General features: G+C 67.0%; 15 protein-coding genes. 8 read left to right on the plus strand and 7 right to left on the minus strand.

The genetic code is table 11. The features are described 5' to 3' along the window. The first annotated feature begins 158 nt into the window (after positions 1–158). On the plus strand, positions 159–3,002 hold the full coding sequence (locus IB256_RS17845) for a putative bifunctional diguanylate cyclase/phosphodiesterase (protein ID WP_192294561.1): 2,844 nt from the start codon (positions 159–161) through the stop codon (positions 3,000–3,002). A 39-nt stretch (positions 3,003–3,041) separates the two neighbouring features. Here the strand turns inward: IB256_RS17845 and IB256_RS17850 are convergent, their stop codons facing one another. Next, entirely contained in the window at positions 3,042–3,347 is a 306-nt protein-coding gene (locus IB256_RS17850) for a c-type cytochrome (protein ID WP_192294563.1), read from the minus strand. Positions 3,348–3,545: 198 nt separating this feature from the next. On the opposite strand from IB256_RS17850, the gene IB256_RS17855 reads away from it, so the two are divergent. From IB256_RS17855 to IB256_RS17880, 6 genes are all read left to right on the plus strand, one after another. Further along, positions 3,546–4,343: a CbbQ/NirQ/NorQ/GpvN family protein gene (locus IB256_RS17855; protein ID WP_192294565.1), complete on the plus strand. Its 798-nt coding sequence runs from the start codon at positions 3,546–3,548 to the stop codon at positions 4,341–4,343. Then, a complete protein-coding gene (locus IB256_RS17860; RefSeq protein WP_192294567.1) occupies positions 4,327–4,920 on the plus strand; it encodes a cytochrome c oxidase subunit 3 in 594 nt (197 codons plus the stop codon). The genes IB256_RS17855 and IB256_RS17860 overlap by 17 nt, the downstream gene beginning before the upstream one ends. Then, entirely contained in the window at positions 4,917–5,165 is a 249-nt protein-coding gene (locus tag IB256_RS17865) for a cytochrome C oxidase subunit IV family protein (protein ID WP_192403493.1), read from the plus strand. The genes IB256_RS17860 and IB256_RS17865 overlap by 4 nt, the downstream gene beginning before the upstream one ends. Positions 5,166–5,278: 113 nt before the next feature. After that, positions 5,279–5,719, plus strand: coding sequence for a c-type cytochrome (locus tag IB256_RS17870; RefSeq protein WP_169935397.1), 441 nt, complete (start codon positions 5,279–5,281; stop codon positions 5,717–5,719). A gap of 2 nt (positions 5,720–5,721) precedes the next feature. After that, positions 5,722–7,146: a cbb3-type cytochrome c oxidase subunit I gene (locus IB256_RS17875; RefSeq protein ID WP_081519088.1), complete on the plus strand. Its 1,425-nt coding sequence runs from the start codon at positions 5,722–5,724 to the stop codon at positions 7,144–7,146. 66 nt (positions 7,147–7,212) lie between these two features. Beyond that, entirely contained in the window at positions 7,213–9,060 is a 1,848-nt protein-coding gene (locus tag IB256_RS17880) for a nitric oxide reductase activation protein NorD (protein ID WP_192403495.1), read from the plus strand. A 201-nt stretch (positions 9,061–9,261) separates the two neighbouring features. On the opposite strand, the gene IB256_RS17885 is transcribed toward IB256_RS17880, so the two are convergent. The 6 genes from IB256_RS17885 to nirK all read right to left on the minus strand — a co-directional run bounded on the left by IB256_RS17885 (position 9,262) and on the right by nirK (position 13,832). Then, positions 9,262–9,444: a protein DnrP gene (locus IB256_RS17885; protein WP_192294573.1), complete on the minus strand. Its 183-nt coding sequence runs from the start codon at positions 9,442–9,444 to the stop codon at positions 9,262–9,264. 3 nt (positions 9,445–9,447) lie between these two features. Then, positions 9,448–10,131, minus strand: a complete 684-nt coding sequence (locus tag IB256_RS17890; protein ID WP_192294575.1) for a Crp/Fnr family transcriptional regulator — start codon at positions 10,129–10,131, stop codon at positions 9,448–9,450. Between the two features lie 108 nt (positions 10,132–10,239). Then, a complete protein-coding gene (ytfE, locus tag IB256_RS17895; protein WP_192294576.1) occupies positions 10,240–10,911 on the minus strand; it encodes an iron-sulfur cluster repair protein YtfE in 672 nt (223 codons plus the stop codon). A gap of 96 nt (positions 10,912–11,007) precedes the next feature. Continuing rightward, positions 11,008–11,736 (minus strand): Crp/Fnr family transcriptional regulator, encoded by a 729-nt coding sequence (locus IB256_RS17900; protein ID WP_285887807.1) that lies wholly within the window; start codon positions 11,734–11,736, stop codon positions 11,008–11,010. A 65-nt stretch (positions 11,737–11,801) separates the two neighbouring features. Continuing rightward, entirely contained in the window at positions 11,802–12,614 is an 813-nt protein-coding gene (locus IB256_RS17905) for an SUMF1/EgtB/PvdO family nonheme iron enzyme (protein ID WP_192294584.1), read from the minus strand. 66 nt (positions 12,615–12,680) lie between these two features. Beyond that, on the minus strand, positions 12,681–13,832 hold the full coding sequence (nirK, locus tag IB256_RS17910; protein WP_192294586.1) for a copper-containing nitrite reductase: 1,152 nt from the start codon (positions 13,830–13,832) through the stop codon (positions 12,681–12,683). Positions 13,833–14,075: 243 nt separating this feature from the next. Here nirK and IB256_RS17915 point away from each other — a divergent pair, with 243 nt between their 5' ends. Then, positions 14,076–16,253 (plus strand): outer membrane assembly lipoprotein YfiO, encoded by a 2,178-nt coding sequence (locus IB256_RS17915; RefSeq protein ID WP_192403497.1) that lies wholly within the window; start codon positions 14,076–14,078, stop codon positions 16,251–16,253. Position 16,254 lies beyond the last annotated feature (1 nt).

Here is a 16,254-nt window from a genome sequence, read left to right on the forward strand (position 1 = left end):
CGGGCGGTTTTCCCCGGCAAACCCGCCCGCCGTCCGGCGTCTTCCCGACGAAAGTTGGGCGGGCACGCAGCCAATTGCCATCATCCTGCTTGGGTGGGGCTACCTCCTCGGGTATGCTCCGCCGACGCCTAGGCCTGACACCTACAAGAAAAACGCCTATGACCGCTTATGTAGAGCCTTCGGCGATCCCGGTGAGCCATGCCGAGATCCGCCAGCAGTACGCTCACGAAATTGCTGTCGAACGCACGCGCCTGCTCTATCAGGGCTCGCGGGTTCCGACCCTGCTCATGCTGCTCAACGGCCTGGCTTGCGCCGGGTTGCTGTGGGCATACGTGCAGCCGGGGCTGCTCGCCGGCTGGCTGGTGTGGCTGGTGTTGCTGGCCGTGCTGCGACTGATCCAGGTATCCGCCTTCAACGCCGCTTCCGCCGAGCGCCAGGCCAGTCCGCACTGGCAGCGCACCTTCCTGTTCGGCGCCGGCGCTTCGGGGCTGACCCTCGCCTTCGCCGCCATCGCCCTGGTGCCGCCGGACGCCTTCCTCCAGCAATCCCTGGTCTTCGGGCTGATTGCCGCGGCCATCCTCTCCGCCAGCGTCGCCTACGCGGTCAGCCTGCCGGCCTTCCTCACCTTCGCCTTGCCCTGCCTGTTCCCCTCCATTGCCTATTTATTGATCAGCGAAAACCCGCTGCAGCAAGGCTGGGGCGTGCTCGGGGTGATCCTGCTGGCCGCGCTGCTGGTGGTGGCCTGGCAGATCCACCGGGTGGTGCATGTCGGCCTGCTGAGGCGTTTCCAGGCCCAGGCGCTGGTGGCGCACCTGGAGCGCGCCAAGGCGCAGACCGAGGCGCTGAACCAGGACCTGGAGCGCGAAGTCGAGCAGCGCCGCCGCGCCGAACGCGAACTCTGCCGCGCCCGCGACGCCCTGCAGGAGCGGGTCGAGGCGGGCAGCGCCCAGCTCAGCCATACCGAGGCGCGGCTGGCCCTGGCACTGGAAGCCAGCGAGCTGGGCCTGTGGGACTGGAACCTGCTGACTGACGAAGTGCACCACTCGCACCTGGAAGAAATCTTCGGGCTGACCCAGGCGACGGTGAAGAGCGTGCGCAACGACCTGCGCCCGCGCCTGCACCCCGACGACCTGCCACTGCTGCGCCGCGCGCTGGTCGAGCACCTCAAGGGCCGCACCGACGGCTACCGTATCGAATACCGCGTGCGCCACGCCGCCGGCCACTGGGTCTGGGTGGAAGACCGTGGCCGGGTGATGGAGCGCGACGGCCGCGGGCAGGTCACTCGGATGGTCGGCACCCGCGCCGACATCTCCACGCGCAAGCTGCGCGAGGAAGAACAACGCCTGGCCGCCACGGTGTTCGAGGCCGCCAGCGAAGGCATCATCATTCTCGACCCGGATTACCGGCTGATCGCCCTCAACGAAGCCTTCACCCGCCTCACCGGCTACCGCCGCGAGGAAGTGCTGGGGCACAACGTCGCGCGGCTGATGGGCTCGTCGGAGGCGCTGCGGCGCTATCAGTCGATCCGCACCGAACTGGAGCGCCAGGGCACCTGGCAGGGCGAGCTGATCGAGACGCGCAAGAACGGCGAGCTGTACCCGCAGTGGCTGCAACTGAACGTGGTGCGTGACGGCCGCGGACAGGTCGCCCATGTAGTCGGCTTCTTCGCCGACCTCACCGCCCGCCGCGATGCCGAGGAACGCCTGCGCTACCTGTCGCACTACGACGAACTCACCGGGCTGGCCAACCGCACGCTGTTCAAGGAGCGCCTGCACGAGGCCAGCCAGCGCGCGCGCCAGGAAGGCCGCACGGCGGCCCTGCTGCTGATCGACCTGGACCGCTTCAAGCTGCTCAACGACAGCCTCGGCCACGAAGTCGCCGACCAGTTGCTGCGGCAGATGTCGCGGCGCATGACCCAGACCGTGCCCGAGGCCGACACCATCGCCCGGCTTTCCGGCGACGAGTTCGCCGTACTGATCGACTCCTACGCCAGTCTCGCGGCGCTGGCGCGGCTGTCCAGCCGCTTGCTGGCCAAACTGCGTACGCCGATGACCGTGGGCGGCCACGAACTGGTGATCAGCGCCTCGGTGGGTATCAGCCTGCTGCCGGAAAACGCCTGGGAAATCTCCGCGCTGATGAGCCAGGCGAACATGGCCATGCAGCACGCCAAGCACCTGGGCGGGAACACCTTCCAGTTCTTCACCGACAACCTGCAGGCCTGCACCCTGGAGCGCCTGCAGCTGGAAACCCGCCTGCGCAAGGCCATCGACGAAGGCCAACTGGACGTTCACTACCAGCCCAAGCTGAACCTCGCCAACGAGCGCCTGGACAGCGCCGAGGCGCTGGTGCGCTGGCGCCACCCGGAGATGGGCATGGTACCGCCCAGCGATTTCATCGGTCTGGCCGAGGAAACCGGGCTGATCGGCGCCATCGGCGAGTTCGTCCTGCGCCGCGCCTGCCGGCAGGCTCGCGCCTGGCAGCTCCAGGGCCGCGAGTTGCGGGTGTCGGTCAACCTCTCGGTACACCAGTTGCGCACCGGCAACCTGGTCGACCTGGTGCGCACCGTGCTGGAGGACACCGGCCTGCCGTCGCACCTGCTGGAGCTGGAGCTCACCGAAAGCCAGCTGCTGGACAACGTCGAGAGCGTCACCACGACCTTCCAGCAACTGCGCGAGATGGGCGTGAAGCTGGCCATCGACGATTTCGGCACCGGCTATTCCTCGCTCAGCTACCTGAAACGCTTCCCGGTGGACTACGTGAAGATCGACCAGACCTTCATCCGCGACCTGTCCGAGCGCGGCGAAGACGCGGCCATCACCCGCGCGATCATCGCCATGGCGCACAGCCTGGAACTGAAGGTGGTGGCCGAAGGCGTCGAGCAGGCCGAGCAGCTGCGCTTCCTGCGCGCCCATGGTTGCGACGAGATTCAGGGCTACCTGATCAGCCAGCCGGTGCCGGCGGATGCCTGCCTGGCGCTGCTGGAGAGAAGCGACCGGCTCTGAGCGTGCCGGTCGCGCGGGGCGTGAGTCGCCCGCCGTGGATTACTTGAGCGTGACGATCCATTCGGCGAGGGTCTGGGCTTCTTCCGGGCTGACGGCGTTGGCCGGCATCGGGATCGGCCCCCAGTTGCCCTTGCTGCCGGTCTTGATGCTGTTGCTGATGTGCGCCACGCCATCGGCCCCGTACTTCGCCGCGACTTCCTTGAAGGCCGGACCGACCACCGACTTGTTGACGGCGTGACAGGCCACGCAGGCCTTGGCCTTGAAAAGCTCTTCGCCGGTACTGGCCATCGCGGTGGTCTGCGCCAGCAAGCCGCCGAACAGCAGGGCAACCAGGGCTTTGTTCATGAACGTCTCTCCTCAGGCTTGGCGCCTCGAGGCGCCGATCGTTTTCGCCGGCTTCCCGCCCGGCTTCTGTGGCGATTCTAGGAGCGGCCCGAGTGGCCCTGGCTTGATGGCAATCAAGAACTCCTCTCGTCGTGCTTGAGAGAGGGGGCTTGGCTGATTAGCTTGCCTACCGAAACTTCCTACAGAGATATCTTCGCCATGAACGCCCCCGCCCAGCACATCGAGCCGCTCTTCTACCAGGCGACCGGCAACGAGGTGGCGCTGTTCACCCATGCCTCCGCCCAGGGCATGCCGGTGCTGATCAAGGGCCCGACCGGCTGCGGCAAGACGCGCTTCGTCCAGCACATGGCGCAGCGCCTGAACCTGCCGCTGTACACCGTGGCCTGCCACGACGACCTGTCGGCGGCGGACCTGGTGGGCCGCCACCTGATCGGCAGCGACGGCACCTGGTGGCAGGACGGCCCGCTGACCCGTGCGGTGCGCGAGGGCGGCATCTGCTACCTGGACGAGGTGGTGGAAGCGCGGCAGGACACCGTGGTGGTGCTGCACCCGCTGGCGGACGATCGCCGCGAGCTGTTCATCGAGCGCACCGGCGAATCCCTGGTGGCGCCGCCGGGCTTCATGCTGGTGGTGTCATACAACCCCGGCTATCAGAACCTGCTGAAGGGCATGAAGCCCAGTACGCGCCAGCGCTTCGTCGCCCTGCGGTTCGATTACCCGACGCCGGACGTGGAGGCCGGCATCATCGTCCGCGAGGCCGGCGTTTCCTCCGAACTGGCGCAGCGTCTGGCGCAACTGGGCGTGGCCTTGCGCCGGCTGGGGCGGCAGGAGTTGGAAGAGGTCTGCTCGACGCGCCTGCTGGTGCTCACCGCTCGCCTGCTGCAGGCCGGCGTGGCGCCGCGCGATGCCTGCCGCGCCGGGCTCGCCGAACCGCTGTCGGACGACGAGCCCACGGTCGCCGCGCTGATGGACCTGGTCGATGTCCACTTCGCCTGAGGCGACACTCAGTGCCCGGCGACTGCCGGGCGACCTGGCGATGTGGTTCTTCATCCTCGCCGAGCTGACGGTCTTCGCCATCCTCATCATCGTCTTCGCCGTGACCCAGCACCTGGACGTCGAAGGCTTTCGCGCCGGGCGCGCACAGCTGGACCTGTCCACCGCCCTGGCGCTGACCCTGACCCTGCTCACCGCCGGCTTCTGCGCGGCGCTGGCGGTGGAGCAGGTGCGCCACGGCCGGCAGCGCCGCGCGGCCGCCCTGCTGGGTTTCGCCGTGCTGTTGGGGCTGGCCCACGTGGTGCTCAAATCCGGTGAATACCATCACCTTGCCGCGCGTGGGCTGGACCTGGAATACAGCACCTTCTTCACCCTGTTCTGGCTGATCACCGGCTTCCATTTCCTGCACGTACTGCTGGGGCTGGTGATTCTCGGCTGGATGACGCTGCGCTGTCTGCGGGGCGCCTACCGCAGCGACGCCCTGGGCGGGCTGGAGTCCGGCGCACTTTACTGGCACATGGTCGACCTGGTCTGGGTGGTGCTGTTCCCGCTGGTCTACGTGCTGGCGCCCGGCTCATGAAAACGCTGCTGCTCGCCTGGCTGGTGATGCTGCCGATGTCTGTCGCTTCGGTCTGGCTCGGTCACCACGCGCCCGACCTGCTACTACCGGTGGCGGCGATCCTGCTGCTGGGCCTGGGCAAGGCCTGGATCATTGCGCTGCGCTTCATGGAGCTCAGCCACGGCCCGCGGCTATGGCAGGCGCTGCTGCTCGGCTGGCCGCTGGTGGTCACCGGCGTGATCCTGGCTCTGCACGCAACCCCCTGATTTTCCTTCGAAAAAATACCTGACTGGAATCATTGGTCTTTCTTGATTGCCATCAAGCGAGACGTCCTAGGACGCTTCCTACAATGGCCCCGACCGTGACCTAGGAGGGCCCCATGTCAGAGACATTTACCAAAGGGATGGCGAGGAACATCTACCTGGGAGGAGGCGTTTTCTTCTTCCTGGTGTTCCTCGCGCTGACCTATCACACCGAAACCACCTTCCCCAAGCGCACCAACCAGAGTGAACTCACCGAATCGGTGGTGCGCGGCAAGCTGGTGTGGGAGCAGAACAACTGCGTGGGTTGCCACTCGATCCTCGGCGAAGGCGCCTACTTCGCGCCGGAGCTGGGCAACGTCGCCATCCGCCGCGGCGGTGACGCGGCCTTCGGCAGCTTCCTCGCCGCCTGGATGAAGATGCAGCCGCTGGGCGTGCCCGGTCGCCGGCAGATGCCGCAGTTCCACCTGAGCGACCAGGAGGTCACTGACCTTGCGGCGTTCCTGCTGTGGACATCGAAGATCGACACCAACAAATGGCCGCCGAACAAGGAGGGTTGAACATGAACCCGGGCAATCCCTATCTGAAATTCGCCTCGCAGTCGGTGGCCAAGCCGTACTTCGTGTTCGCCCTGATGCTCTTCGTCGGGCAGATCGTCTTCGGGCTGATCATGGGCATGCAGTACGTGGTCGGTGACTTCCTGTTTCCGGCGATCCCCTTCAACGTCGCGCGGATGGTGCACACCAACCTGCTGATCGTCTGGCTGCTGTTCGCCTTCATGGGCGCGGCCTACTACCTGATCCCCGAAGAGGCCGACCGCGAGCTGTACAGCCCGAAACTGGCCATCGTGCTGTTCTGGGTGTTCGCCATCGCCGGCGTACTGACCATCCTGGGCTACCTGCTGGTGCCCTACGCGGGCCTGGCGAAGCTGACCCACAACGAGCTGCTGCCGACCATGGGCCGGGAGTTCCTCGAGCAGCCGACGATCACCAAGATGGGTATCGTGGTGGTGGCGCTGGGCTTCCTCTTCAACATCGGCATGACCATGCTCAAGGGCCGCAAGACCGCCGTCAGCGTGGTGATGATGACCGGCCTGGTGGGCCTGGCGGTGTTCTTCCTGTTCTCCTTCTACAACCCGGAAAACCTGTCCCGCGACAAGTACTACTGGTGGTGGGTCGTGCACCTGTGGGTGGAAGGCGTGTGGGAACTGATCATGGGCGCGATGCTGGCCTTCGTGCTGATCAAGATCACCGGCGTCGACCGCGAGGTCGTGGAGAAATGGCTCTACGTGATCATCGCCATGGCGCTGATCACCGGCATCATCGGCACCGGCCACCACTTCTTCTGGATCGGCGCGCCGCAGGTCTGGCTGTGGCTGGGTTCGATCTTCTCCGCGCTGGAACCGCTGCCGTTCTTCGCCATGGTGCTGTTCGCCTTCAACATGGTGAACCGTCGTCGCCGCGAGCACCCGAACAAGGCCGCCGCGCTGTGGGCCCTGGGCACCACCGTGACCGCCTTCCTCGGCGCTGGCGTGTGGGGCTTCCTGCACACCCTGGCTCCGGTGAACTACTACACCCACGGCTCGCAGCTCACCGCCGCCCACGGTCACCTGGCCTTCTACGGCGCCTACGCGATGATCGTCATGACCATGATCAGCTACGCCATGCCGCGCCTGCGGGGCATCGGCGAAGCGCCTGACGCCCGTGCGCAGAGCCTGGAGATCTGGGGCTTCTGGCTGATGACCATCTCCATGCTGCTGATCACTCTGATGCTCACCGCCGCCGGCATCGTCCAGGTCTGGCTGCAACGCATGCCCGCCGATGGCGCCGCCATGCCGTTCATGGCCACGGTCGACCAGCTGAAGATCTTCTTCTGGCTGCGCCTGTACTCCGGTGTCGGTTTCTTCATCGGGCTGATCTGCTACCTGCTGAGCTTCCGCCAGCGTGGCCGCGTGGCCGTTGCCTCCGGCGCGGCTCAGGTGAGCTGATCGATACCGTCCACCCGGGCCCGTCCGCTTTGCGGCGGGCCCTTTTTTCGTTCTGCAGAGGGCGCCATGACCATCCACCTCGAAATCGAAGAAAGCTTCGGCCGTGTCTGGCACCGCTTCATCACGCGCCGCGCCAGCCCGGAGTTCGAAGAGGCGGCAGTCAGCCTGGATGAAGTGCGGCGCAGCCTGCTGCTGCTGTTCCGCGGCACCGGCGGCGAGGCCGGGGTCGGCGTGGAGGCGGCCAGCGCCCGCGAACTGCTGGTGCGGCGCAGCCTGCTGCAGCAGGTGGCCGGCACCTGCCAGCAATTGCCGGTGGCCTGGTTCGACGCGGATTCCCTGCGCCTGCCCGCGCAGCTGGCGGTGTACCCCGACGCCGAGCTGAACCGCGAACTCTATCGCTGGCTGGCGCTGCTCGCGGCCCACAGCCAGCCGATGCGCCACTGGGCGCGCGACAACCAGGCCTGGACCTGCGCCGTGCTGGAGCACTACCCATTGCTGCGCCCGCGCTACCGTCGACTGGTGGAAGCGCTGCTCAGCCTGCGCCCCGACGCCGCTGATCTGCCGCCCGCCGAGGCGCAGCTGGAGCGGGCGCTGCAACGGGCGCTGCGCGATCCGGGCAGCGTCGAGCGCTTGCCGCGCAGTGAAAAAGCACCCTGGCCAGTGCCGCTGTGGCTCTACCCGCCGCAACGCCTGGCCGCGCCGCAGCACACCGACCTGATCGACGGCGACGAGCAGGGCCGCTCCGCCCACAGCGAGGCCAAGGGCCTGGCACGCAAGCGCGCCGAGCGGGTCGAGCAGGATCCCGGCCGCGGTGGCCTGTTGCTGTTCCGCCTGGAAAACCTGTTCAGCTGGTCCGAGCACATCGAACTGGATCGCGCCGGCGACGACAGCGAGCACCTCGATGCGGCGAAGGTCGCCGACGACCTCGATCACCTGAGCCTGTCCCGGCAGCGGCAGAAGAAGGGCGGCGGGCTGAAGCTCGACCTCGACCTGCCGGCCGCCGACTTCGATGACATGCCGCTGGGCGAGGGCATCCGCCTGCCGGAATGGGATTACCGTCGCCAGCAACTGATCGAAGACCACGTCTGCCTGCAGCCGATGCTGCCGCGCGACGCGGTGCCTGCGCCGCTGCCTGACGCCCTGGCGCCCATTGCGCGCCGCCTGCGCCGGCAGTTCGAGAGCCTGCGTCAGCAGCCTCAGTGGCTGCGCCGACAACCCCAGGGCGCGGAGCTGGACCTGGAAGCCTGGCTGGACTTCAGCGTCGAGCGGCGCCTGGGCGCGTGTAGCGAGCCAGGGCTGTTCCTCGAGCGCCGGCAGACCCGCCGCGACCTCGCGTGCCTGCTGCTGGCGGATCTGTCGATGTCCACCGACGCGCACATCGACAACGACCACCGGGTGATCGACCTGATCAGCGACAGCCTGCTGCTGTTCGGCGAGGCGCTGCAGGCGGTGGGCGACCGGTTCGCGCTGTACGGGTTCTCCTCGCTGCGTCGCCAGCAGGTGCGCCTCACCCAGCTGAAGACCTTCGATGAGCGTCACAACGACGTGGTGCGCGGACGCATCCGTGCGCTGCGGCCGGGCTACTACACGCGCATGGGCGCGGCGATCCGCCGGGCCACGCAACTGCTGCTCGAACGCAAGGAGCGCCAGCGGGTGCTGCTGATCCTCACCGACGGCAAGCCCAATGACCTGGATCTGTACGAGGGGCGCTACGGCGTCGAGGACACCCGCCAGGCGGTGCTGGAAGCCCGTCGCGCGGGGCTGGTGCCGTTCTGCATCACCATCGACCGCGAGGCGGCCGACTACCTGCCGCACCTGTTCGGCAGCCAGGGCTATCTGTTGATCAACGATCCGGCGCAGCTACCGGTGCAGTTGCCGCAGCTCTACCGGCAGCTTACCCGCCGGCAGGGCTGAGCGTCTTCTGTAGGAGCGAGGGGGACGCCTGGTTCTTGCTCGCGAACGGAACCCCAAGCGGAGCCTGTTCGCGAGCAAGCCAGCTCCTACCAAAAGCAGTTCGGTGCGGGTGTTCGGTCTGGCGGCGAAACGTAGGGCGAATGAAGCGGGACGCTTCATCCGCCCTACAGGGTGTCCACAGGTAGCGGCGGAAAGCGGGAATCAGCGCGGCAACCACACCATCATCACCCCGCAGAACACCGCGAGGATGACGCAGTACCAGGCGAAGCGCCGCAGCCTGCGCTGCTTCGCCAGCTCCTGGTCCACCGGCAGGGGCATCCCGCACTGCGGGCAGTCCGCCGCGTCCTCGGGGCTCTCGTGCTGACAGTACAGGCACTGGCGCATGGCTTACTCGAACTGTTCCAGCCGCGATACGTCGAGTACCTGCACGGTGCGACCGTTGAGGTCGATGATGTGCTCGTCGATCAGGCGCCGCAGCACGCGGGAGAAGGTTTCCGGCTGGATCGACAGGTGCCCGGCCACCAGCTGCTTGGCCATCGGCAGTTCGAAGCGGCCGTCCTGGTTGCCATGGCGGTTGAGCTGGGTGATCAGGTAGCGCACCACGCGGTGGGTGGAGTTCTTCAGCGACAGCGTCTCGATCTCGTTGATCCGCCGGTGCAGGCGCACGCAGAGGGTGGCGAGCAGGGAGAAGGGCAGCTGCGGGTTGCTGTGCAGCAGCTCCATGTAGGTGCGGTTGGCGAAGCGGTAGACCTGCGTGGGCTCCAGCGCCTGGGCCGAGGCCACATAGTCTGAGGTGTCCATCAGCATCATGGCTTCGGCGAAGGTCTGCCGGCTGCCGACGACCTCCAGCACCTTTTCCTGTCCCTCCGGCGTCAGGCGGTAGATCTTCACCGCACCGGAAATCACGAAGTAGAAGGAGTGGGCCGGCTCACCCTGGAGGAACAGCTTGTCGCCTTTCTCCAGGTTGAGCAGCGTGCTGGTGGCGAGCAGCTGCTCCAGCTGTTCTTCGTTGAGTACGTTGAACAGATGGTGGCCGCACAGAATCTGGTGGTGGACGCGATGCGCGAGCATGGCGGAGCGCTCCTGGGCGGGGACAATCCCGCCAGTATGCGCGATGCCGCTGGGCAGCGTGGTGAGACAAGCTGTCACTGGTCGCCCTCCTGGCTCTCGGTCCGGCACTCAGGCCGGGTGGTTGGCGCCCAGGAACAGCAGGTTGTTCTCCAGGTGGATGTGCTGCATCAGGTCGCGACGCAGCTCTTCCAGGCCGCTGTAGAGCCGGCGCCAGCTGTTGCAGCCGTCCGCCGGCACGGTGAGGTCGTCGGTCAGGTCGGCCAGCGCGGCGAGGGATTGCGAGTGTTCGTCGTGCTCATGACGCATCACGCCGATCGGGCCCTGCACGTGGGTCAGCGGGATGCCCTGGCGCAGCCAGGGGAACAGCACGCTTTCCTCCTTGCACATGTGCCATTCCAGCTCTTCCTGCATCTTCTTCAGGTGCGCGGTCAGCCCGGCGGGGCATTGCGGATGCGCGGCATGGGTCTTCTCGACGCGCTCGGCCAGCGGGATCAGCGCCGGCAATTGCTCGCGGTGGACCTTGTGGTAGCGCTCGAGGATGTGGTCGATCAGCTGGTCGTTGCTGGTCAGGCGCCAGTCGGTCTGGTCGTTGGCAGGCGGCAGCGATTGCAGTTCGGCGGCGATGCGCTGGGCGTCGAGGCCCTGTTCGCTGGCGGCTTCGCCCAGGCTGCGCTGGCCGGCGCAGCAGAAGTCGAGTTTGTAGTCGTGGAACAGCGCGGAGCTGCCCGGCAGGCTGAAGGCCAGGTCGCTCAGGGTGCGCTCGGTGAGGTTGTCGTTCATGGCGGGCCTCGGGTGGCGTGGGGCACGGCGGCCGCAGTCGTCGTGGCGGTGCTGGTGAGTCTAGGGAAAGCGGCGCGTCGGTCTCCTTGATTGCAGTCAAGCGTCCTCGTGCGCTACTTCCCGCTCGTCGCCGCCAGCGACCCGCATCAGTTGCTGCGGGTCGCACACCAGCAGCTTCTGCCGGCCTCCGATCACCAGGCCGCGGTCTTCCCAGGCGCTGAGGATGCGCGAGACGGTGTGCAGGGTGGTGCCGGTCATCTCGGCGATGTCCTGGCGGGTGACCGGGAAATCGATGCGGATGCCGTCGGCCTCCGGTCGGCCGGACTGCTGCACCAGGCGCAACACGGTGTGGGCGACGCGCCGTTCGACCTCTTCGGTGGCCAGCTCGCAGAAGCGCACGTGGGCTTCCTGCAGGCGCTCGCCGATGGCCTGCACGGTGTTCAGGGCGAAGCCGGGGTGGCGGGCGAGCAGGGGTTCCCACTGGCCGGTGGGCCAGGCCAGGACCAGGCTGTCCTGGCTGGCCGTGGCGGTCGCGGGGTAGTCGCGCCGGCCGAGGGCGCGGACGAAGCCGAACAGATCGCCCGGATTGACCACGCGCACCAGCACGCGCTGGCCGTCGCCGGTGAGCTGGGTGGCTTTCAGCCGGCCGTGCACCAGCAGGTAGAAGCTGGTTGCCGGCGAGCCTTGCTCGAACACGGCCACGCCGCTGTTCAGGCGCAGGATGCTGGCCTGGCGGAGGATGTCGTCCTGTTCCTCGCGGCTGCTGTTGGCAAATGGCGGCAAGCTGCCCAGCCAGGCGCGGTTCAGCGAGATATCAGCGGTCACGGCAATGATTCCCGTCGGTTCGCCGCAGCATAACGGTTAAGCGCTGCGGCGAAACTTGAGGGGAATCAAGGGATGTCTCTGACCAGGCGGAAGCCGAGGTTGTCCGGTGGCTGGCCGGCGCTGCAGCCGCCGCCGCGGGCATCGCGGACGAAATCGTTGATCGCCGCGCGGTGACGCCCTTCGGCGATGCGGATCGAGCAGTACTCGGCGCGGTGGGTCTGGGCGCCCTGGGCGTCGAGGTTGACCCGCTGGTGGCAGCTCTGGGTCCATTCCCAGACGTTGCCGCCCAGGTCGGCCACGCCGTACTCGTTCAGCCCGTGGTTGCCGCGCGCCTGGGGCAGCGCCGAGGCGCTGGTGCGGGTTTCCGCTTCCAGACGATAGCGCGCCAGCCAGCGCCGGGCGGGGTTGCTGCCATCGTCGTCTTCGATGCGCAGGGCATCGTCGGCCCAGCGCGTACCGGCGAAGAAGGCCCACTCGCGGTCGGTGGGCAGCCGCCACTGCTGGCCGGTGCGCCGCGACAGCCAGTCGGCGTACAGCTGCGCGTCCAGCAGGCTGGCGCCGGTCAGCGGCAGGTCGTCGCGGGGAGTGCTGTTGTCCAGTGCCAGGCAATCGCCCTCGGCGACGCAGCGGGCGTATTCGCCCTGGCTGACCTGGAATTTCATGACTTCAAAGCGCGGGGTGAGGTGTTCACGCTGCGACGGCGCATCCACTGCCTGTTTCTCCAGCCAGTAGTCGCCCGCCGGGCGAAAGTCGAAGTCGCGGGGTTCGAGTCTCACGGTTTGCGGCGCGAGTTCCGGCGCGTACTGCGGCCGTAGCAGGAGGAAGGCCCCGCCCAGCAGCAGTGCGACGGGGACGCCGATCAGGAGGGTCTTGCGCATGGTTGGCCCGGTCGCCCGTATCGTTTACTGGGTAAGGGCCGGCCCGGGAGGGGCCGGCCTCGGGGCTTACTTGATCGCAGTCGGCGGCTGGATCTGGCTCATCAGGTCGTTGTTCCATTGGCCTTCGACCTGGATGTGCGCCGCGGCGCCCAGCAGCACAGCCTCGATGAGGTTGTGGTTGAGGTAGGTGTACAGGCCCGGCTGCAGGAAGGTGTACAGCGCAGCGCCGGCCGCACCGCCCGGAATGAACCAGGTTTCCAGGTCTTCCTCCGGCGGGTTGTGGAACTTGCCGGTGGCCCAGACGTGGTCGCCATGGCCGCCGATGAGGTGCGGGCGAGTATCGCGGTTGGCCTGGGAGTGGACGATCAGCACGGTCTCGCCGACGTTGGCCTTGAGCGCGTTCTTGCCGGTGAGGGCGCCGACCTTGCCGTTGAACACGATGTGGCTGGGGATCAGCCCCTTCATGACTTCCTGCATGTCGTTGTAGCTTTCCATCGGCGTGCCATAGCGCTTGAAGTTGCCGTCCTTGTCGCGCGGGACGTAGTAGTCCTGTTCGCCGATATAGACCACCTTGTCGTACTTCAGGGACTTGCCTTCGCGGTCCTTCAGGCCGTCGCGCGGCAGCACCATGATCGCGCCGTTCATCCCCGAGACCACGTGCCACGGGATCATCGCGCCGCCTGGAGCGCAGTGGTAGACGAACACGCCGGGGCGGGTCGCGCGAAAACGCAGCTTCACTTCCTCGCCGGGCTGGATGATGGTCAGCGCGCCGCCACCCAGGGCGCCGGTGGAGGCATGGAAGTCGATGTTGTGGGTCAGGGTGTTGGTTGCCGGGTTCACCAGGGTGAGCTCCAGGTAGTCGTCCTGGTGCACCACCATCATTGGCCCGGGCACCGAGCCGTTGAAGGTCATGGCGTGGATCTCGGTGCCATCGTCGTCGATGACCAGCTTCTTCTCCTCGATCACCATGCGGAACTGCACGACCTTGGGCTTGCCCTTGGCACGTTGCTCGTGGGCATGGACGAAGGGCGGAGCGACCAGTTCGATCTGGACGTGCTCCAGCTTCGAGAGGTCCGCGGCCGGCCCCATGTTCTTCGGCGCTGCCTCCCCGTCGGCCATGGCCTTGCCGCTGCCGAGCATGCTGCCGGTAACGCCCAGTACCACGGCGCCGGCCAGCAGGGTGCGGCGGGAAAGCGAAATCTCTTCCTGATCAAACATGGGTAACTCTCCGTAATCGACGAACTGTCGTTGGCTACAGAAATACCCGGTCGGCAGATTCCTTCTTTGAGCCGGAACAAAGAAGGAATCAGCTGGACAACGTGTCGCAGGCTCTGCTGTGCGGTAGATCGCGTTTACAGTCTTGTACCCATGCAGGCGGGCAAGACCGGGCGCGGCGAGGTAAGATTCTTCCTGCTCTGAATTCTGGCCCGGCGTGCGGGCTGCAACGGACAAGGATCATTCATGCGTCTGTACGGACTGACCCTGCTGGCCCTGATCACCGGCTGCCTTGGCGTGCAGGAAGCGCGCGCGAGCAGTGACGACTCCTGCTACCCGAGCTGGAACCTCAAGCGCGACTCGCTGGACGTGTGCAACAGCTTGCCGTTCCTCAGCCCGGGCAACGACAGCCGGGTCAACCTGCAACTGCTGCTGGCCGACGCCGGCCAGGCCAGCATTCCCAATCGCGCGCTGACCGACGACGAGCAGCAGCTGGGCTACGGCCAGGTGCCGTTCCCGCTGGCGCGCTGGCTGGAAGGTGCCGCGCCAGGGGATTCGACCGACAGCGCCAGCGCTGCCAGCACCGCACCGCTGGCCGACCTCGCCGCGCGCATCGGCCTGCCGGCGGATGCCGTGCAGTCCTCCGCCGACAGCTTCGCCAGCGGTGAAGGCAGTCGCTGCCGCAGCAACAACGCGGGCACCGCCCAGGATTTCCTCAGCCAGCTGTTGCTGGTCGACAGCCTTTCCGCCGCCGAACGCCAGGACCTGGCCCGCGCGCGCCTGACCCTGCTGGGCGCCTGCCAGTGGGACGAAACCCAGCTCAGCGTGCTGCTGCCGGGTGACCTGCAGAGTGCGCAGGCCTTGGCCTACCGCAGCTACCTCAAGGGCGCCGCGGACTTCTACAGCGGGCGTTTCGGCGACGCGCTGAAATCCTTCCGCGCCCTGCGGGAAAGCGACCAGCCCTGGCTGAAGGAAACCTCGCGCTACATGGTCGCCCGTGCCCTGCTCAACCAGGCGCAGCAGAACGCCTTCGACGAGATGGGCTACCCGGACCTGCGCAAGGTCGACAAGAAAATCCTCGCCCAGGCCGACACCGCGCTGGGCGACTACCTCAAAGCTTATGCACAGGGCCGGTACAGCGCTTCGGCCAAGGGCCTGACGCGCCGCGTCTACTGGCTGATGAGCGATGAAAGCCGACTGGCCGGCGAGTACGCCGCACTGTTCGCCCGCGAAGATGCCGACGATCTCGCCCAGCTGGTTCAGGAAGTCGACAACAAGCTGCTGGTCACCGCTCATCCGGCCGACGTGCGCGACGCGCGCCTGCTGGCGGTGCTCGACCTGATGCAGATGCGCCACCACGAGCCCAACGAGCCCCGCGCCCTCGACGGCGCTGGCCTGGCCGCGCAGAAGGACCTGTTCGCCAGGTACCCCGGCCTGCACGACTACCTGACGGCAGCCTTCCTGCTGTACGTCGAGGAAAAGCCCGCCGAGGCGCTGAAGTCCTTACCCGCGGAGCTGCCGGCGAAGCTCGATTACCTTGCCTTCAGCCAGCAGACCCTGCGGGGTTTCGCCCTGGAAGCCGGTAACGACTGGATCGCCGCCGAGAAGCTCTGGCTGCGCCTGCTGCCGCTCGCCGAGCAACCGCTGCAGCGCGAGCAGCTGGAGCTGGCGCTGGCTTTCAACTACGAGCGCAGCGACCGCCTGGTGAAGGTCTTCGCCGAAGGCTCGCCGGTGCATACGCCGATCATCCGCGAGATTCTCCTGCGCCATGTCGCCGGTCCCGACCTGCTGCGCCAGCAGGCCAAATCCACCAGCATCTCGGTGGAGGAGCGCGACACCGCGCTGTTCGCGCTGCTCTACAAGGACCTGCTGCACGGCCAGTACCAGGCCTATATCGACGACCTCGCGCTGTTGCCCACCGACGGCAGCGGCAAGCCGCTGGGCGCCAGCATCGGCTACCTCTACGGCAGCATGCCGCTGTCGCTGTTCCAGTGGCCGGGCGGCAAGAACGACAGCGGCTACGAATGCCCGGCCATCGTCGACGTTGCGCGTGATCTGCTGCAGAACCCGCAGCCGCCCAAGGCGCTGAACTGCCTCGGCGAGTTCATCCTGCGCAACGGCCTGGACGGCTTCCCGCTGGATACCCAGCCCAGCGAGCGCGAGCTGGGCGGCGGCGAATCGCTGTTCCCCGGCATGCCCTATTCGCGCATGGACGGCTACCTCAAGGTCATCGCCGACAAGCAGGCGCTGGAAGAGGACCGCGCCTACGCGCTGTTCCGCGCCATCAACTGCTTCGCGCCCAGCGGCTACAACGGTTGCGGCAGCCAGGACATCGCTCCGTCGCAGCGCAAGCAGTGGTTCCGCACCCTCAAGGGCCAGTACTCCGCCACGCCCTGGGCGAAGTCCCTGAAGTACTACTGGTAAG

Origin of the sequence: Pseudomonas sp. PDM17, from assembly GCF_014851985.1 — a bacterium.
Classification (GTDB): domain Bacteria; phylum Pseudomonadota; class Gammaproteobacteria; order Pseudomonadales; family Pseudomonadaceae; genus Pseudomonas.